At 64.6% G+C, this 17552-nt stretch carries 16 protein-coding genes; 13 read left to right on the forward strand and 3 right to left on the reverse strand.

Annotated elements, in window-relative coordinates; all coding sequences use genetic code 11:
* Positions 1 to 36: 36 nt before the first annotated feature.
* From HYH08_RS25135 to HYH08_RS25175, 9 genes are all read left to right on the forward strand, one after another.
* A complete protein-coding gene (locus tag HYH08_RS25135) occupies positions 37 to 351 on the forward strand; it encodes an ArsR/SmtB family transcription factor (protein WP_027561710.1) in 315 nt (104 codons plus the stop codon).
* A complete protein-coding gene (locus HYH08_RS25140; RefSeq protein ID WP_220012522.1) occupies positions 348 to 704 on the forward strand; it encodes an SRPBCC family protein in 357 nt (118 codons plus the stop codon). Before HYH08_RS25135 ends, HYH08_RS25140 begins: the two co-directional genes overlap by 4 nt.
* 41 nt (positions 705 to 745) lie before the next feature.
* On the forward strand, positions 746 to 1348 hold the full coding sequence (locus HYH08_RS25145; protein ID WP_220012523.1) for an ATP-dependent Clp protease proteolytic subunit: 603 nt from the start codon (positions 746 to 748) through the stop codon (positions 1346 to 1348).
* 447 nt (positions 1349 to 1795) lie between these two features.
* Entirely contained in the window at positions 1796 to 2134 is a 339-nt protein-coding gene (locus tag HYH08_RS25150; RefSeq protein ID WP_008142813.1) for a P-II family nitrogen regulator, read from the forward strand.
* A 38-nt stretch (positions 2135 to 2172) separates the two neighbouring features.
* Positions 2173 to 3621 carry an ammonium transporter gene (locus HYH08_RS25155; RefSeq protein WP_220012524.1) on the forward strand — a complete coding sequence of 483 codons (1449 nt, stop codon included), beginning with the start codon at positions 2173 to 2175 and terminating at the stop codon, positions 3619 to 3621.
* Positions 3622 to 3841: 220 nt separating this feature from the next.
* Entirely contained in the window at positions 3842 to 4246 is a 405-nt protein-coding gene (locus HYH08_RS25160; protein WP_220012525.1) for a GFA family protein, read from the forward strand.
* A gap of 354 nt (positions 4247 to 4600) precedes the next feature.
* Entirely contained in the window at positions 4601 to 5815 is a 1215-nt protein-coding gene (locus HYH08_RS25165) for an aminotransferase class I/II-fold pyridoxal phosphate-dependent enzyme (protein WP_220012526.1), read from the forward strand.
* 9 nt (positions 5816 to 5824) lie between these two features.
* Positions 5825 to 8305 (forward strand): DNA translocase FtsK, encoded by a 2481-nt coding sequence (locus tag HYH08_RS25170; RefSeq protein WP_220012527.1) that lies wholly within the window; start codon positions 5825 to 5827, stop codon positions 8303 to 8305.
* A gap of 151 nt (positions 8306 to 8456) precedes the next feature.
* A complete protein-coding gene (locus HYH08_RS25175; protein WP_220012528.1) occupies positions 8457 to 9200 on the forward strand; it encodes an outer membrane lipoprotein carrier protein LolA in 744 nt (247 codons plus the stop codon).
* A 99-nt stretch (positions 9201 to 9299) separates the two neighbouring features.
* Here HYH08_RS25175 and HYH08_RS25180 read toward each other — a convergent pair whose 3' ends face one another.
* Positions 9300 to 10502, reverse strand: a complete 1203-nt coding sequence (locus tag HYH08_RS25180; RefSeq protein ID WP_220012529.1) for a YbfB/YjiJ family MFS transporter — start codon at positions 10500 to 10502, stop codon at positions 9300 to 9302.
* Positions 10503 to 10634: 132 nt separating this feature from the next.
* On the opposite strand from HYH08_RS25180, the gene leuB reads away from it, so the two are divergent.
* Together leuB and HYH08_RS25190 are read left to right on the forward strand one after the other, a co-directional pair.
* Positions 10635 to 11747 (forward strand): 3-isopropylmalate dehydrogenase, encoded by a 1113-nt coding sequence (leuB, locus tag HYH08_RS25185; RefSeq protein ID WP_220012530.1) that lies wholly within the window; start codon positions 10635 to 10637, stop codon positions 11745 to 11747.
* A 132-nt stretch (positions 11748 to 11879) separates the two neighbouring features.
* Positions 11880 to 12518: a DapH/DapD/GlmU-related protein gene (locus HYH08_RS25190; RefSeq protein WP_220012531.1), complete on the forward strand. Its 639-nt coding sequence runs from the start codon at positions 11880 to 11882 to the stop codon at positions 12516 to 12518.
* Between the two features lie 71 nt (positions 12519 to 12589).
* On the opposite strand, the gene HYH08_RS25195 is transcribed toward HYH08_RS25190, so the two are convergent.
* Together HYH08_RS25195 and HYH08_RS25200 are read right to left on the reverse strand one after the other, a co-directional pair.
* The gene (locus HYH08_RS25195; protein ID WP_220012532.1) at positions 12590 to 12988 is read right to left on the reverse strand and encodes a hypothetical protein; all 399 of its coding nucleotides are present in this window, start codon (positions 12986 to 12988) and stop codon (positions 12590 to 12592) included.
* Positions 12989 to 13157: 169 nt separating this feature from the next.
* Positions 13158 to 13943 (reverse strand): hypothetical protein, encoded by a 786-nt coding sequence (locus HYH08_RS25200; protein WP_220012533.1) that lies wholly within the window; start codon positions 13941 to 13943, stop codon positions 13158 to 13160.
* A 116-nt stretch (positions 13944 to 14059) separates the two neighbouring features.
* Here HYH08_RS25200 and HYH08_RS25205 point away from each other — a divergent pair, with 116 nt between their 5' ends.
* On the forward strand, positions 14060 to 15094 hold the full coding sequence (locus HYH08_RS25205; protein ID WP_220012534.1) for an aspartate-semialdehyde dehydrogenase: 1035 nt from the start codon (positions 14060 to 14062) through the stop codon (positions 15092 to 15094).
* A gap of 281 nt (positions 15095 to 15375) precedes the next feature.
* Positions 15376 to 17538, forward strand: a complete 2163-nt coding sequence (locus tag HYH08_RS25210; RefSeq protein WP_220012535.1) for a C1 family peptidase — start codon at positions 15376 to 15378, stop codon at positions 17536 to 17538.
* The last annotated feature ends 14 nt before the right edge of the window (positions 17539 to 17552 follow it).

Below are 17552 nucleotides of genomic sequence, written 5' to 3' on the forward strand. Positions count from 1 at the left end.
CTTGCGCAACACATAAGTAAGTGCTTATGTGTTGCCATGATCGAAGCCGACATCTTCAAGGCCCTGGCCGACCCGACGCGCCGAAAAGTCTTCGAGAAGCTCGCTGGGGGCAGCCTGAATGCCAGCGCCTTGCGTGACGGGCTGGAGATCAGCCAGCCGGCGATGTCGCAGCATCTTTCGGTGCTGCGCGCGGCGGGCCTCGTGCGCGAGCAGCGGCAGGGCCGCTTTGTGAATTACGAAGTCGACCCGGACGGCATCGCCGCCATCGGGACCTGGCTTGCGCGCTACCGCGCCTATTGGCCGAAGCGTATGGAAGCACTCGCTGACCTCCTGAAGGATATGGATCAATGAGCGACGCCGTCGAAGCCGATCGTTCCGACGCAAAGCTGGTGCTCGAATTCGAGTTCGATGCGCCGCCGGCAAAGGTCTGGCGCGCGATGACCATCCCTGAATTGCGCGAGCGCTGGCTGCCGGATTGCGATCTTGCGGGCACTGAGCCCGAAGCATTGGTCCCTGGCGAAGAGGTGCGCTACCGGCTTCGCGATTCCGAGCCGCCATATCGCGAAAGCCACGTCATCTTCCGGATCGAGCCGAATGTGTCAGGCGGCACGCGCTTTCGCATCATCCAGCAGGCCTGCGGGACCAGCGTAACACTGCCGCAAGCCGCCAACAGCAATTGCTGCCTGACGCGCGCAGCGGCCTAACCACACAACGACGTCATCACTCAAAGACATGGAGGTCGCCGATGCGCGACAGGCTTCAGCTCGTCCCCATGGTCGTCGAACAATCCGCCCGCGGCGAACGCTCCTTCGACATCTATTCGCGGCTGCTGCGCGAGCGCATCATCTTCCTCAACGGCGACGTCAATGATGCGATGTCCGGCCTCGTCTGCGCGCAACTCCTGTTCCTGGAGGCGGAGAATCCGAACCGGCCGATCAACCTCTACATCAACTCCTATGGCGGCGTGGTCACCTCGGGCCTCGCGATGTACGACACCATGCAATTCATCAAGGCGCCGGTTCACACGCTCTGCATGGGCACCGCGCGCTCGATGGGCTCGTTCCTGCTGATGGCCGGCGAGCCCGGCCATCGCGCCGCGCTGCCCAATGCCAGCCTCCACGTGCATCAGCCGCTCGGCGGCTTCCAGGGCCAGGCCTCCGACATCCTGATCCATGCCAACGAGATGCAGGAAACCAAGCGGCGCCTCATCCGCCTCTACGCGCAGCATTGCGGGCGCACGGAAGAGGAGGTCGAACGGACGCTCGACCGCGACCACTTCATGACCGCGGAGCAAGGGGTCGAATGGGGCTTGGTCGACCGGGTTTTTGCACAGCGCGACGCGGCCTGACGTCTGTCCGCATCCCTCAGCCGAATACCGTTCAAGGCGTCTTCGGCTGCTCAAGCTGATCGGGCGACTGCGCGCATCCGATGAGCAGGAACCCGTGCGCCCCGATATTTCGCAGCACGGCAGCGCCGTATGATAAGCAGTTGCTGTAATAAAATACCGTCACGCTGCCCGGCACGTGAGCAACATTGTGTCGACAGCCTGTCGTGCCTTTTTTGTGATCAGCTCTGATCATGTTTTAAGCGCGACGTAATAGCGCACCGCGCCGCAATACGCGTCAAGCGCGAAAACACCCGTTTTCATAGTCCGTTAGGCAATCCGCCCGATCTGGCACGGCATTTGATTCTAGGGGGCGTGGCTGTGCCCGCGTAGTGAAACTTCTCCCTCGTGGCGAACCAGTCGAGAAACGCCCGGCCACGTCCGGACCGGGCCCAAGCGGGGATAGGACCCATGAAAATTGTTATGGCGATTATCAAGCCATTCAAGCTGGAAGAAGTCCGTGACGCCCTGACCGCCATCGGCGTTCACGGTCTTACGGTGACGGAAGTCAAGGGATATGGCCGCCAGAAGGGCCATACGGAAATCTACCGCGGCGCTGAATATGCCGTGAGTTTCCTGCCCAAGATCAAGATCGAGGTCGCTGTCGCCTCCGACCAGGTCGACAAGACCATCGACGCCATCACGTCCGCTGCGAAAACCGGACAGATCGGTGACGGCAAGATCTTCGTCATCAACCTCGACCATGCGGTTCGCATCCGCACCGGCGAGGCCGATGCCGCGGCCCTCTGATTTCGCGCTCAAACCATTACCAATCAGGAGTGAATAAAATGACGTTCAAGCGTCCCACTGGCGCGGGATTGGCGGCTCTCGCAGTCGGCCTGTTCGCTGCGACCGCAGCCTATGCCGAGCCAACGGTCAACAAGGGAGACAACGCCTGGATGCTGACATCGACAGTCCTCGTGCTGTTGATGACCATCCCCGGCCTCGCGCTGTTTTACGGCGGCCTCGTCCGTTCCAAGAACATGCTCTCCGTTCTGATGCAGGTGTTCTACACCGTCTGCGTCGTCACCGTGATCTGGGCCGTCTACGGCTACAGCCTCGCCTTCACCGGCGGTTCCGACTTCATCGGCGGCTTCTCCAAGGCCTTCATGATGGGCGTCACCACCGACTCGAAGGCCGCGACCTTCTCGGTCGACGCCAACATCTCGGAGCTCATCTATATGTGCTTCCAGATGACCTTCGCGGCGATCACGCCCGCCCTCATCGTCGGCGCCTTCGCCGAACGCATGAAGTTCTCGGCGATCGCTCTCTTCATTCCGCTCTGGGTCACGCTGATCTACTTCCCGATCGCGCACATGGTCTGGTACTGGCCCGGCCCGGACGCGATCCAGGATGCTGCCAAGGCGCTCGCTGCTGCGGCTGACGGTGCGGCGAAGACCGCGGCGCAGGCCAAGCTCGACGAGATCAACGCCGACGCCGGCTGGATCTTCAAGAAGGGCGCGATCGACTTCGCTGGCGGCACCGTGGTGCACATCAACGCCGGCATCGCCGGTCTCGTCGGCGCTCTCCTGATCGGCAAGCGCACCGGCTACGGCAAGGAGCTGATGGCTCCGCACTCGCTGACCATGTCGATGATCGGCGCCTCGCTGCTCTGGGTCGGCTGGTTCGGCTTCAACGCCGGCTCCAACCTCGAAGCCAACGGCGGCGCTGCGCTCGCCATGACCAACTCCTTCGTCGCCACCGCGGCCGCCGCGCTGTCGTGGATGTTCGCGGAGTGGATCGTGAAGGGTCATCCGTCGGTGCTCGGCGTCATCTCCGGCGCTGTCGCGGGTCTCGTGGCCGTCACGCCTGCCGCCGGCTTCGCCGGTGTGATGGGCGCGATCGTCCTCGGCCTCGTCGTCGGTGTGGTCTGCCTGTTCTTCTGCACCGTCGTGAAGAACGCCCTCGGCTACGACGACTCGCTCGACGTGTTCGGCGTGCACTGCATCGGCGGCATCGTCGGCGCGCTCGGCACCGGCATCCTCGTCAACCCGGCGCTGGGTGGTGCAGGCATCATCGACTACACCGCCATTCCGCCGAAGGTTGCCGATTACGACTTCGCGGCGCAGATGATCTCCCAGGTCTGGGGCGTCTGCACCACGCTGGTGTGGTCGGGCATCGGTTCGGCGATCCTCTACAAGGTCGTCGATGTGATCGTTGGCCTCCGCGCCAATGTCGAGAGCGAGCGTGAAGGCCTCGACATCACCGAGCACACCGAGCGCGCCTACAACATGTAACCTCTCCTCCCGGGCGCGGTTCTCCTCGGGGCCGCGTCCAGAACTACGGTTTGGGCACATACCCGGCAATGCCCCGACCGTTGAGGGGCTCCAGCGCAAGTTGGAGCCCCTTTCTTTTTGGCAAATTTTCTTTTTCGGCAGGTGCGCAAGAAAAAGATTGCCATTCCAGATTGCCGGCGCAGAAATATCGACCACAACGAACAAAAACCGGGAGCTCGTCATGCGATTGGAAGGCGGATGCTATTGCGGTGAGGTGCGCTACGTCTCGGAGGGCGATCCGATGATGCAGGCGCAGTGTCATTGCCGCGAGTGCCAGTACATCTCGGGCGGCGCGCCCAACACCTTCATCGCGATGCCGGCGGCCGGCTTTAGTTACATCCTGGGGCAACCCAAGCAATTCACGCGTAAGGATCTCGAACGCGCTGTCACGCGCGAGTTCTGCGCTGAGTGCGGCACGCACCTCGTGACCAAGGTTCCGGGCCTGCCCGCCGCGATCCTCAAGGTCGGCACGCTGGACGAGCCGGAGCAATTCAAGCCGCAGATGGCGATCTACACTTGCGACAAGCAGGAATTTCACGCGATCCCCGCCGGCATGACGACGTTCGAGAAGCTGCCGGGACACTGAGCGCATGATGCGCTTGGATGAATCGATTGGCCGCGAGGTCGGTGCACCTCTCCCGCTTGCGGGAGAGGTCGGCGCGTCCCGGGCGATGCGAAGCATCGTCCCGCGCGCCGGGTGAGGGTTCTCTCCTCTTGGGGGTTCTCGATTGGGGAGACACCCTCTTCCCGGCCCTCCCCCGCAAGCGGGCGAGGGAGCGCGCTGCTCTGAAAGTCCCATCCGGGTCACGGAAATGACTCTTGATGGCGCGGAAAGCCGATGGTTAATCGCGTCTTAACCTCGCCCTATCTATGGTGAACTGAACCGTTTCCCGCCGGCGCTTATGTGCGACCGGCTGTTCCAAGAGTACTGGCGCCCAGAATGGCTATGACCGCTTCATCCCGTGCGCCGCAGGGCGGTGGTAGCTCCAATTCGGCACGCTCGCCCTTTGTCCGGCTGAACGAGCTGCTGGCGCCCCATCAACCCGGCAAGCCATTGATTTCGCTCGCGGTCGGCGAACCGCAGCATCCGGTGCCCGATTTCGTCGGCCCGGTGCTTGCCAAGCACATCGCCGATTTCGGCCGCTACCCGATGAACCAGGGCACCGAGCCGTTCCGCAACGCCGCGAGCGCCTGGCTGTCATCGCGCTTCAAGCTGCCGCGCGCGCTCGATCCCCGAAGCGAAATGCTCGTCCTCAATGGCAGCCGGGAAGGGCTGTTCCTCGCCGCGATCGCAGCCGCGCGCTATGTCGGCCCGAAGCCCGGCAAGCCCGCCATCCTGATGCCGAACCCGTTCTATCCGGTCTATGGCGCTGGCGCCGATGCTGCGGCCTGCGAACAGGTCTATCTGCCGACCACGCTCGAAAACGGTTTCCTCCCCGATCTCGACGCCCTCGACGAGGCGATTCTGGCGCGCACTGTGGCGTTCTATCTGGCCTCGCCTGCCAATCCGCAGGGCTCGGTCGCATCGCGCGATTATTTCACGCGCCTGAAGCAGCTCGCCGATCGCTACAATTTCATGATCCTCAGCGACGAGTGCTACTCCGAGATCTACACCCGCGAGGCGCCGGGCAGCGCGCTCGAATGCGCCGGCCCCGATTTCACCCGCGTGGCTGCATTCCAGTCGCTGTCGAAGCGCTCCAACCTGCCGGGCATGCGTGTCGGCTTCGCCGCCGGCGACAAGAGGTTCATCGGCTTGTTCCTCGAGCTGCGCAACATCGCGGCGCCCCAGGTTCCGGTGCCGCTCCAGCATGTCGCGATCGCTGCTTACGGCGATGAAGTGCATGTCGAGGAGAACCGCCGGCTCTACCGGATCAAGTTCGATCTCGCCGACCAGATCATTGGCAATCGTTACGGTTATCGCCGGCCCGATGCCGGCTTCTGCGTCTGGCTCGACACGTCCGAGCTCGGCGACGACGTGTCGGTGTGCCTGAAACTCTTCAAGGAAGCAGGCGTGCGCGTGGTGCCCGGCAGCTTTCTGGCGCGGCAGCAGCCCGACGGATTCAATCCGGGTGCGGGCTACATTCGCCTTGCGCTGGTGCAGGATAGCGAGACCACGGCGCAGGCGTTGCATCGCCTGGTCGAGACTCTGGGTTAGGCGGGGCCCGTGAGCATGTCGGCAATCGAACGTGTCATTCCATTGGTCGGGCATTTGCCGCCGTCGATCCGCGAGGGTCTGGCGCGGCGCATGCGCGAGCTGACAGGCCTCGGCCTGATCGGCCTGTCGGGCCTCGCCTCCGCCGCGCTGATGACCTGGTCGGTGCAGGATCCGAGCCTCAGCCACGCCACCTCGCGGCCGATCCGCAACATCCTCGGCTATGCCGGTGCGATCGGCGCCGACCTTGCGATGCAGATCCTCGGGCTCGGCGCAATCATGCTGGTGCTGACCATCGCGGTCTGGGGCTGGCGGATGATGACGCATCGCCCGTTCGACCGCGAGGCGCTGCGGCTCGGCTGCTGGATTCTCTGCACCGTGATCGCGGCCGGCTTCGTCAGCTGCTGGCCGCATGGTGGCGCATGGCCGTTGCCGACCGGCCTCGGCGGCGTGGTCGGCGACGCCCTGGTGCGCGCGCCCGCGGTGATCTTCGGGCCACCTGGCACGATCTATCGCATGATACTCGGCGTGATCCTGTTCGCAGGCATGGCCGCGACCTTCCTGATCGCCTGCGGCCTCGGCGCGCGTGAGCACGACGAGGAGCTCGCCGAGATCGAGGATGACGACAAGCCGCTCGACGAAGACGAAGAGAACGATCGCGGCTCGGTGTCGCTGGGCTGGCTGTTCCACGCGCTCATGAGCACCAAGGCACGGCTGATCTGGCTGTGTGGTGCCGCCTACCGCTCGCTGGTCTCGAGCGGACCCAAGACCAAGGCCGTCAGCTTCAGCCGCCAGGAGCCGAATCTCGGCGGCGGCCGCGCTGCCCCCTCGATCTCGCCGCAGTCCCACGACGAAGACGACCAGCATGAGGAAGAAGAGGACGTCGAGGAGGAGGACGAGGAAGACGAGGAGCCCGCAGCGCGCGCCCCGCGCAAGAAGGCTGCGCCGAAAGCTGCTGCCAAGAAATCCGACAAGTTCGAGCTTCCGTCCGTCTCCGTGCTGGCCGCGCCGAAGGCCGGCGATCGCCAGCCGCTCAGCAAGGCCGAGCTGGAAGCCAATTCGCGCTCGCTCGAAGGCGTGCTGCAGGATTTCGGCGTGCGCGGCGAGATCGTGAAAGCCAATCCGGGTCCTGTCGTCACGCTGTACGAATTGGAGCCGGCGCCCGGCATCAAATCGTCGCGCGTGATCGGCCTCGCCGACGACATCGCGCGCTCGATGAGCGCGCTGTCGGCGCGCGTCGCTGTCGTGCCCGGCCGTAACGCCATTGGCATCGAGCTGCCCAACGCGCATCGCGAGAAGGTCTATCTGCGCGAGCTGCTGATCGCCAAGGAGGCCACCGACACGGTGGCGAAACTGCCGCTCTGCCTCGGCAAGACCATCGGCGGCGACCCTGTCATCATCGACCTCGCGCGCACGCCGCACATGCTGATCGCCGGCACCACCGGCTCCGGCAAGTCGGTCGCCATCAACACCATGATCCTCAGCCTGGTCTACCGGCTGCGCCCGGACCAGTGCCGCCTGATCATGGTCGATCCGAAGATGCTCGAACTCTCCGTCTATGACGGCATTCCCCATCTGCTCACGCCCGTCGTGACCGACCCGAAGAAGGCGGTGGTCGCGCTGAAATGGGCCGTGCGCGAGATGGAAGAGCGCTACAAGAACATGGCCAAGCTCGGTGTGCGCAACATCGACGGCTACAACACGCGCCTGCTCGAATTGAAGGCCAAGGGCGAGGAGCCCACGCGCACGGTGCACACCGGTTTCGACAAGGAGACCGGCAAGGCGATCTACGAGGAAGAAAAACTCTCGCTCGATCCGCTGCCCTACATCGTCATCATCGTCGACGAAATGGCCGACCTGATGATGGTCGCCGGCAAGGACATCGAAGGCGCGGTGCAGCGCCTCGCGCAAATGGCGCGCGCCGCCGGATTGCATGTGATTCTCGCGACACAACGACCGTCCGTGGACGTCATCACCGGCACCATCAAGGCGAACTTCCCGACCCGCATCGCCTTCCAGGTCACGTCCAAGATCGACAGCCGCACCATTCTGGGCGAGATGGGCGCCGAGCAGCTGCTCGGCCAGGGCGACATGCTCTACATGGCCGGCGGCGGCCGCATCAGCCGCGTGCACGGCCCCTTTGCCTCGGACGACGAGGTGGAGAAGGTGGTGCGCCACCTCAAGACCCAGGGCCAGCCGGAATATCTCGAGGCGGTCACGGCCGAAGAGCCGACCGAGGACGAGGACGGCGGCGCCGTGTTCGACGCCAGCGGGATGGGCGCGGATGGCGGCGGCGATCTGTTCCAGCAGGCCGTTGCCATCGTCAAACGCGATCGCAAGGCCTCAACCAGCTACATCCAGCGCCGGCTGCAAATCGGCTATAACCGCGCGGCCTCGCTGATGGAGCGCATGGAACTCGAAGGCATCGTCGGCCCCGCCAACCACGCCGGCAAGCGCGAGATTCTGGTCGAGGAAGAAGACAGCCATATGTGAGGCAGGGAGCCTCAAAACACAATTTTACGCGAAATCGTTATCCGCTTTTGCCCGAAATCACGCTAAAAAGGCGCCAGCCAAACAGGACGACGCGTTGATCAGACATAAGGACATTCGATTCGCTGCCACCATCGCTGCGCGGAGCGCGCGCGTGGCCGGCGTGCTTCTCATCACCGCCGCGATGGTGACCGCGGCCTCGTTCGCGCAGAACATTCCCGTGCCGAAACCGGCGCCCAAGGGCCGTGATGCCGGCGGGCCCGCCGTAACAGGCGCGACTCAGGTGCCGCCCAATCCGGTGATCCCCGATCCGCGCCGCAACGTGCCGAGCAGCATCTTCCAGACCTTCGATGCCAACCAGAAGGCGCAGGCTGCCAAGGTCAGCGCCTATCTGTCGTCGCTGTCGACGCTGGTCGGGAATTTCGTCCAGGTCGGCCCCGACGGCAGCAAGACCCAAGGCGATTTCTACATCCAGAAGCCGGGCAAGGTGCGCTTCGAATATGACGCGCCGAGCCCGATCGACATCGTCGCCGACGGCTCCTCGCTGGTGGTGCGCGACCGCAAGCTCGCGACGCAAGACGTCTATCCGCTGTCGCAGACGCCGCTGCGTTTCCTGTTGTCCGATCGCATCGACCTGATGAAGGACACCAATGTCGTGAATGTCTCCGCCGACGACGTCTTCGTCAGCGTCACCATCGAGGAGAAGCAGGCGCTGGTCGGCACCAGCCGCCTGCTGCTGATGTTCGGCGCCAAGGATGGCCAGCTCAAGCAATGGACCGTCACCGACCCGCAGGGCTACGACACCACGATCGCGGTCTACAATCTGGACTCGACCAAGAAGCTCGACCCCAGCATGTTCAAGATCGACTTCACCAATTACGGCCCCGCGCCGGGATAGGCACTCCGCTGCCGTAGGGTGGGCAAAGCGAAGCGTGCCCACGCATTTTTCGTGATCGAGAGAGATGGTGGGCACGGCGCAAGCGCGCCTTTGCCCACCCTACGGGACCGGTGACTTGGCTGGCCCGACCTTGCGCTGGCATAGCGCCAGCACCGCGCCCACTGCCAGCAGCGCCGCCGAGACATTCAGCGCGTAACTCAGGCTCCCCAATGCATCCGTGATCGCGCCGACCACGATCGGGCCGAGCGTCTGGCCGACGCCGAACGAGATCGTCATTGCCGCGATCGCGGTCGGCCACAGCTCGGGCGGATAGTTGAAGCGGATGAAGGCCGTGGTCGAGCCGACCACGGCGAAGAAGGCGACACCGAACACCACGGCCGAGATGGCGAGCCACGCCGGCGAATGCCCGAGCATCGGCAAGGCGGCACCGAGCGCGTTGGTGCCGAGGATGATCGCGGTCGCAAGTCCGCCGCGGTCGAGTGCGAGCACGCCGCGCCAGATCCAGGGGGTGACGAAAGCGCTGAGGCCGATCAAGCTCCAGAACGCGGCCTGCGCCGCCGCCCCGCCGCCGCTGTCGCGGACATAGGCGATCATGAAGGTCATGTAGGCGATGTAGCCGGCGCCGAACAGGAAGTAGGCGGCCAAATAAATCAGCACGGGCAGGATCGCGAACGAGGCGTGACTGCCTTCCGAGAAACGCGCGCTGCTTTCGATGCGGATCAGGAACAGCGGGATCGTCATCGCGACGGACAGCAGCGTCAGCGCCCACCACACGATCCACCACGAACCGGGGCCGAAATGCTGCAGCGTGAACGGCGCGATCAGCCCCGAGGCGAGAATGCCGATGCCGGGCCCGGCATAGAACAGGCTGAGCAGGAAATTGGCCCGCTCGGGGCGCGCCTGCGCGATGGTCGCAGCCAGCGCGCCGCCGGCGACGAAGCCGGCCGCGGCCCCAAAGCCCAGCACGAGGCGTGCAAGGCTCAGCGCGACGAAATTGCCCGTCAGCGCGCAGGTGGCGAGCGCGGCGACGCAGGCCAAAGTCCCGCCGCGGATCGCCGCCGACCAGCCGGCGCGCTGGATCAACCGGGACGCTGCAAGCGCGCCCACGAGATAGCCGACCGCGTTGATGGTGTTCAAGAAACCCGCCGCCGCGTACGACCAGCCGAGATCCTCGCGCATGTCGGGCAGCACCAGCGCATAGGCAAAGCGGCCGATGCCGAGCCCGACCGTCGCCGCCAGCGACAGGGTCAGGATCAGCCGCGCGGGATGTGCGACGGGCGGGGGGCGGTCAGGGGTGTGCAAGGGATACTCCGGCCGGCGCAGTGTGGCAGGCCCCATTCGCCTTGCACAGCCGTCTCCCCGGCAATGGTGTCTTGCCAAGCGCGCAACGCCGCTCTAGCACTCCGGCCGAATTCGACCTGAGAGGACACGACCATGGCGACCCACAAATTGCTGCTGCTCCCCGGCGACGGTATCGGCCCGGAGGTGATGGGCGAGGTGAAGCGGCTGATCGATTGGCTCAATTCGGCCGGGATCGCCAAATTCGAGACCGACACTGGCCTCGTCGGCGGCTCGGCCTATGACGCCTACAAGGTGTCGATCTCCGAGGGTGACATGGCCAAGGCCACGGACGCCGACGCCATCATCTTCGGCGCGGTCGGCGGCCCGAAATGGGATGCCGTTCCCTACGAAGTGCGTCCCGAGGCCGGCCTCTTGCGCCTGCGCAAGGATCTCGGCCTGTTCGCCAACCTCCGTCCCGCCGTGTGCTATCCGGCGCTGGCCGATGCGTCCAGCCTGAAGCGCGAGGCGGTCGAGGGCCTCGACATCGTCATCGTGCGCGAGCTCACCGGCGGCGTCTATTTCGGCGAGCCCAAGACCATCACCGATCTCGGCAACGGCCAGAAGCGCGCCATCGATACCCAGGTCTACGACACCTATGAGATCGAGCGCATCGGCCGCGTCGCCTTCGAGCTTGCCCGGAAGCGCAAGAACAAGGTGACGTCGATGGAGAAGCGCAACGTCATGAAGTCGGGCGTGCTCTGGAACGAGGTCATGACTCAGGTCCACAAGCGCGAATATCCCGATGTCACGCTCGAGCATCAGCTGGCCGATTCCGGCGGCATGATGCTGGTGAAATGGCCGAAGCAGTTCGACGTCATCGTCACCGACAATCTGTTCGGCGACATGCTGTCCGACATCGCGGCGATGCTGACCGGCTCGCTCGGCATGCTGCCCTCGGCCTCGCTCGGCGAAGTCGATGCGAAGAGCAAAAAGCGCAAGGCGCTGTACGAGCCCGTGCACGGCTCGGCCCCTGACATTGCCGGCAAGGGGCTCGCCAATCCCATTGCGATGATCTCGTCCTTCGGCATGGCGCTGCGCTATTCCTTCGACATGGGCGATCTCGCCGACAAGGTCGACGCCGCGATCGCTGCGGTGCTCGCCAGTGGCCTGCGCACCGCCGACATCAAGTCGGAAGGGACGACCGCTGCCTCGACCACGCAGATGGGCGAAGCGATTCTGAAGGAATTGCAGAAGCTGCACGCGTAGCGGCAAACACAGCTCTCGTAGGGTGGGCAAAGCGCAAGCGTGCCCACGCTTCATCGCTGTTGGAGAGAGATGGTGGGCACGGCGCTCCGCGCCTTTGCCCACCCTACGGCACCTGCTCTCGGAGTTACTTTCATGGATGCCTCACCCCGCCCCAAGATCGCGGAAACCTTCATCCATGAAACGGTGCGTCAGCGCGAAGCGCAGATCGGGCGGCGCTGCGAGATCCTGAGCCACACCCGCATCGAATACGCCTCGCTCGGCGACTACTCCTATCTCGGCGAGCACTGCGATGTCGCCGACGCGACCATCGGCAAATTCACCGCCATCGCCAATGCGGTGCGGATCGGCGCGCCCAACCATCCGATGGGCCGCGCCTCGCAGCATCGCTTCACTTACGTCCCCGAATATTATGAGGCGAGCGCGAGCCGTGACCGCGACTTCTTCGCAGGAAGGCGCGGCGATCGCGTCATCGTCGGCAATGATGTCTGGATCGGCCACGCCGCGATCCTGTTGCCCGGGGTCACGGTCGGCGACGGCGCGGTGATCGGCGCGGGCGCGGTGGTCAGCCGCGATGTCGCGCCCTACACCATCGTCGGTGGCGTTCCCGCGCGCGCCATCCGCACGCGCTTCGATGACGCCGTCGCGGCCAGCCTGCGCCGCATCGCCTGGTGGGATTGGCCGGACGAACTGATCTTCGAGCGCCTCGCCGATTTCCGCTCCGAGGCGATCGAGGAGTTTTGCCGGCGTTACGATCCGGCCGCCAATTCGTAGATCGAACTCATCTCGCAAAAACAAAAGGCCGGCCGCGAGCCCGGCCTTTCGATTCAGTCGTTAAGCCCCGCTCAGTACAGCGGGAAATTCTGCGGATAGCCGCCGAGATCGGCCGGCGTGGGGAGCGGCTGGCGGTCGATCGGGCGGTTGTTGTTCTCGCGCGCGAAGGACGGATAGCCCACCGCCGGCGGGAAGGCGTAGTCGGTGAACTTGCGGTCGCCCGGATTGACCTCGGTGCCGCCATCGAGCCAGGAACGCTTGCTCACATAGAGGCGGGTGCGGCCCTGCTGATAGACCGCGTTGGGGCCGCTCGGGCCGTAATAGGGCCGGCCGCGATCGTCATAGCGCTTGGGCTTGGTGTCGGCCGAAGCCGGCGTCGCGAAGGCGATCGCAATCGCGGCCCCCGCCGCAAGCAGCGTCGCCAATTTGTTCGCGACCAACTTGTTAACACCAGCAAATGTCGAGCTCATCACGTCCCCTTCGGCGGCAAGCCGCCAGTCGATTTCGCCCCCATACTAGCCCGGCCGGGGTGGCCGCAACTAGGTCTATTGGGTCACACCAAGGGGGAATAATCGTGCGCGCCGGCAAAAGTTGCATGGATACCAGCGACTTGAGCCTGATGCAGAGGCTTGAGGCAGATCAAAGCGTCCCGCGCAATTGCGCGTTGGCGGCGCCCATCAGCCAGTCCGGCGCGCTGGAAGCGGAGCAGGGTTGGCGCTTGAGCTCGGCGCGGGCGAACCATTCGGCCAGCTTCGGCTCGTTGCCCGAGGCGAGCTGGGTCAGCCGGTTCAGCGTGCAGGCGACCGCCGCGCGCTGGGCGGGCATTGTATCGCCCTGGCAGGAGAAGCCGGAGATCTGCAGCGCCGGCTCCTCGCTGCGCTTGAGATAGCCGAGGCAGGACGGCGTCCCCGCCGTGCCGGTCGGCCGGAACAGGGCGACGGGGCCGAATTTGGTGTCGATCAGGCCGGCCTGCTCGAGCCCGGCCGAGGTGCTGAGCCCCATGCGGACGGCAAGGCCCTCGGTTGCCGGGCGGGTCACGTCGAATTCGCCGCCTTGCCGGTAAATCTCGAGCTCGGCCAGCGGCTTGTCCGCCTCACTCGTCCAGCGCAGCACGTCCCTGCGGCCGCCCTCGGGGTGCCGGAAGATGATATAAGAGGCTGTTTTCTCGGATGAATCGAGCCGGCTGACGGCGAAGGCCGGATGCGAGCGGGAGGCTTGGCTCCAGCCCGGCTTTTCCGCCGGCTCGTCGTCGCGCAAGGCAGGCAGCTGGTCGAGGCCGGCAAGACCCAGGATGGCAAACAGCACCAGGGCCCCTACATAGGCGAACAGGCGGGCCAGCGTGCCGACCACCTCGTCGGCGAAATTGGCAAGCGCCAGATGGATCTGGGTGGGGCTAACGGCCGTGCTGGCCTCAGGCGACTGCATCCACGGCCTTCAGGCATGGTCCAACGTTGTCTTGAGGCCGGTTCTCGCATAGAAGCGCTGCTCTTCCTGTTTAAGCGTCAGCTTCGGGAACGGGCTTTTTCATCGGAGAGTGAACGATGGGTTACAAAGTCGCAGTCGTCGGCGCGACCGGCAATGTCGGACGGGAAATGCTGGGCATCCTCGATGAGCGCAAATTCCCCGCGGACGAGGTCGTGGCCCTGGCGTCACGCCGCAGCGTCGGCGTCGAGGTCTCCTATGGCGACCGGACCCTGAAGTGCAAGGCGCTCGAGCACTACGATTTCTCCGACGTCGACATCTGCCTGATGTCGGCCGGTGGCGCAGTGTCGAAGGAATGGTCGCCGCAGATCGGCGCCGCCGGTGCCGTCGTGATCGACAACTCCTCGGCCTGGCGGATGGATCCGGACGTGCCGCTGATCGTGCCCGAAGTTAACGCGGCTGCGACCGAGGGCTTCAAGAAGAAGAACATCATCGCCAACCCGAACTGCTCGACCGCGCAGCTCGTGGTGGCGCTGAAGCCGCTGCACGACAAGGCGACCATCAAGCGCGTCGTGGTCTCGACCTATCAATCGGTGTCGGGCGCGGGCAAGGACGCGATGGACGAATTGTTCTCGCAGACCAAGGCCGTCTACACCAACGACGAGCTGGTCGCGAAGAAGTTTCCGAAGCGCATCGCCTTCAACGTCATTCCCCACATCGACGTCTTCATGGAAGACGGCTTCACCAAGGAAGAGTGGAAGATGATGGCGGAGACCAAGAAGATCCTCGATCCCAAGATCAAGCTCACCGCCACCTGCGTGCGCGTGCCTGTCTTCGTCGGCCATTCCGAGGCCGTCAATATCGAGTTCGAGAACCCGATCAGCGCGGACGAAGCGCGCGACATCCTGCGCAAGGCGCCCGGCTGCCTCGTCATCGACAAGCAGGAGCCCGGCGGCTACGCCACGCCGTATGAAGCGGCCGGCGAGGATGCCACCTATATCAGCCGTATCCGCGAGGACGCGACGGTCGAGAACGGTCTCGTGCTCTGGTGCGTGTCCGACAATTTGCGCAAGGGCGCAGCGCTGAATGCGATCCAGATCGCGGAGGTGCTGATCAACCGCAAGCTGATTGCTGCGAAGAAGCAGGCGGCGTAACAAAGAGCGTAGGGTGGATTAGCCGAAGGCGTAATGCACCTCTTCTGTCTCTGCGGACGCGGACAGTGGCGGATTACGCTTCGCTGATCCGCCCTACGCGCAAAGGACCTCCCTTCTGGAGGCGCCGCCTGCTGCGCCGACATGTCGCGCAAGTCCGCCATTTTTGCTCCACACCCCCGATTGCATGGACGCCTCCGCTGGATCACAATTAGTGGTTGCGTGAGCGCGCGGGTGATATTGCCGCCCGGAGCCGTCCCGCTTTTAAAACAAGGGGGTATTGCATGCCGACCAGGGTCCTTTTCGACCGCAAATTCGACGCACGTCCGGATCGCTTCGATTTTCGTGACCTGCCCTATCGCGCGCGGCTGGTGAGCCTGCCGCAGGCCTATCCGTCCCAGCAGCTGATCGATCGCTGGTTCGGGGTTTATCGCCACGCCGACATGGTTCTCGATCAGGGGCAGGAGGGATCCTGCACCGGGTTCGGCCTCGCCGCGGTCGTGAACTATCTCAAATGGGAGCTGGAGAACACCGACCCGATCGCCGCCGACAACCCGCAGGCCGTCAAGCCGATCGCCAAGCGAAGTGCGCGGATGCTGTACCAGAACGCGCGTCTCTATGACGAATGGAAGGGCGAGGATTACGAAGGCTCGAGCTGTCGCGGTGCCATGAAGGGATTTCACAAGCATGGCGTTTGCGGCGTGGACTTCTGGCCGAACTTCGAGAAGCGGCAGAAGCCCGGACTGCCCAAAAGCGGATGGGATACGGACGCGCCGCTCACACCGCTCGGGGCCTATTATCGCATCGATGGAAAATCCATTGTCGACATGCAGTCGGCGATCTACGAAACGCACGCGATCTACGTCTCCGCCGACGTCCATGATGGCTGGGACCGCGTTCGCAAGAACTGCAAGACGCTCGGCGCGGCGCTCATTCTGCCTCCAAACAAGCCCAATGATGTCGGCGGCCACGCCTTCGCGCTGGTCGGCTACACCTCGGATGGCTTCATCGTGCAGAACTCGTGGGGGCCCGATTGGGGCTTCCACGGATTTGGCCTGCTGCCTTATCAGGACTGGACCCGCTACGGGACCGATGCGTGGGCACTGACACTGGGCGCCCCCATGAGCGTCATCCTGCCGCCGATCAAGGGCAAGACGGGCTCGGCCGGCAAAGGCGCGGCTAAAAAGGCTGCAACGCCGGTCGGGCATCGCTTCGCCAGCCCGGCGATGCGGACCGATCTGTCGCTGGACGAGCGGCTGCGCCAGCGGGCGATCCTTCGCTCCGAGGCGGCCGCCGACGAGAGCGCGGTTTCCCCCTGGATCCATGGCGAGGAAGCCGAGCACATCATCTTCATCGGGCACAACGGCAGTGCCGAGCGCGAGCTGGTCGAGGCGGGCTCCGGCGACGATGCCGTCGCCCATGTCGTCCAGAAATGCCTGGACCGGGTCGCTGCGGAGGGATTCACCGATCTGGCCATCATTGTTCACGGCGGGCTGAACAGCCGCGAGGACGGTATCGCCAGGGCGCGGGTGCTCGGCCCGTGGTTCGAGGCCAATCGCGTCATGCCGATCTTCGTGGTGTGGCAGACCGGCCTGCTGGAATCGGCCGGCGATATCCTGAAGTCCGCCGTGGACAAGCTGGTGGCGCCGTCGGCAGCGGACAAGGGCTGGCTGCGCAGCAAGATCGACGAGGTCAAGGATCGTGCCTTCGAGGTGTTCGCGCGCGATGCTGGCGTCAAGGCGATCTGGGAGAACATGAAATTCAGGGCCGCCGGCGCGAGCGGTACCGGCGGCGGCCTTGCCGTCGCGGCGCGGGAGCTCGAGCGCGGGCTCGGCGCGATGACCAGGAGCCAGCGGCCGCAGATTCACCTGATCGGACATTCCGCCGGCGCCATCATGCAGGGATATTTCCTGGCGCCGATGAAGGCCCGCGGGCTGAAGGCCACCTCGATCCATCTCTGGGCGCCGGCCTGCACCGTCGCCTTTGCCACCGACAAATACGGCAGCGCCTTCGCCGACAAGGTCGCCGATCCCAAGACGACGTTCGTCGACGTGCTCAGCGACGCCAACGAGACCAGCGACCCATGCGTCCCTGCGCTCTACTCCAAATCGCTTCTGTATCTGGTTTCGCGGGCGCTCGAGCCCGACCACAAGACCCCGATCCTGGGATTGCAGAAGGTCTGGCGGAATTGGCGGGCGGACGACGACACCTTCATGTCGGGCTCGGACAGGATCTTGGACAAATGGTTCGATGTGGGCTCGGACGTCGTCCTCGATCCGGCGATCAGCGACACCGAAGTCCCGACGCGTCGCGAGCCGAAGAAGGACGAAACGATCCCCGCCAATCACGGCTCTTTCGACAACAATCTCGACGTCGTGAACCGCGCCATCAGCCGCATCATCGGTACCCGGCGCCTCAAGCCGGTCACCGACCTGCAAGGCTTCTAGAGCGCTATGAAGTC

The organism is Bradyrhizobium sp. BR 10289 (genome assembly GCF_019455385.1).
Taxonomy (GTDB): Bacteria; Pseudomonadota; Alphaproteobacteria; order Rhizobiales; family Xanthobacteraceae; genus Bradyrhizobium.

Bases quoted from the DNA above. Each gene is read 5' to 3' on its own strand.
- leuB (WP_220012530.1), top strand. From the start codon at position 10,635: ATGGCGACCCACAAATTGCTGCTGCTCCCCGGCGACGGTATCGGCCCG.
- HYH08_RS25150 (WP_008142813.1), top strand. From the start codon at position 1,796: ATGAAAATTGTTATGGCGATTATCAAGCCATTCAAGCTGGAAGAAGTC.
- HYH08_RS25205 (WP_220012534.1), top strand. From the start codon at position 14,060: ATGGGTTACAAAGTCGCAGTCGTCGGCGCGACCGGCAATGTCGGACGG.
- HYH08_RS25195 (WP_220012532.1), bottom strand. From the start codon at position 12,988: ATGAGCTCGACATTTGCTGGTGTTAACAAGTTGGTCGCGAACAAATTG.
- HYH08_RS25160 (WP_220012525.1), top strand. From the start codon at position 3,842: ATGCGATTGGAAGGCGGATGCTATTGCGGTGAGGTGCGCTACGTCTCG.
- HYH08_RS25210 (WP_220012535.1), top strand. From the start codon at position 15,376: ATGCCGACCAGGGTCCTTTTCGACCGCAAATTCGACGCACGTCCGGAT.
- HYH08_RS25190 (WP_220012531.1), top strand. From the start codon at position 11,880: ATGGATGCCTCACCCCGCCCCAAGATCGCGGAAACCTTCATCCATGAA.
- HYH08_RS25135 (WP_027561710.1), top strand. From the start codon at position 37: ATGATCGAAGCCGACATCTTCAAGGCCCTGGCCGACCCGACGCGCCGA.
- HYH08_RS25200 (WP_220012533.1), bottom strand. From the start codon at position 13,943: ATGCAGTCGCCTGAGGCCAGCACGGCCGTTAGCCCCACCCAGATCCAT.
- HYH08_RS25155 (WP_220012524.1), top strand. From the start codon at position 2,173: ATGACGTTCAAGCGTCCCACTGGCGCGGGATTGGCGGCTCTCGCAGTC.
- HYH08_RS25140 (WP_220012522.1), top strand. From the start codon at position 348: ATGAGCGACGCCGTCGAAGCCGATCGTTCCGACGCAAAGCTGGTGCTC.
- HYH08_RS25165 (WP_220012526.1), top strand. From the start codon at position 4,601: ATGGCTATGACCGCTTCATCCCGTGCGCCGCAGGGCGGTGGTAGCTCC.
- HYH08_RS25145 (WP_220012523.1), top strand. From the start codon at position 746: ATGCGCGACAGGCTTCAGCTCGTCCCCATGGTCGTCGAACAATCCGCC.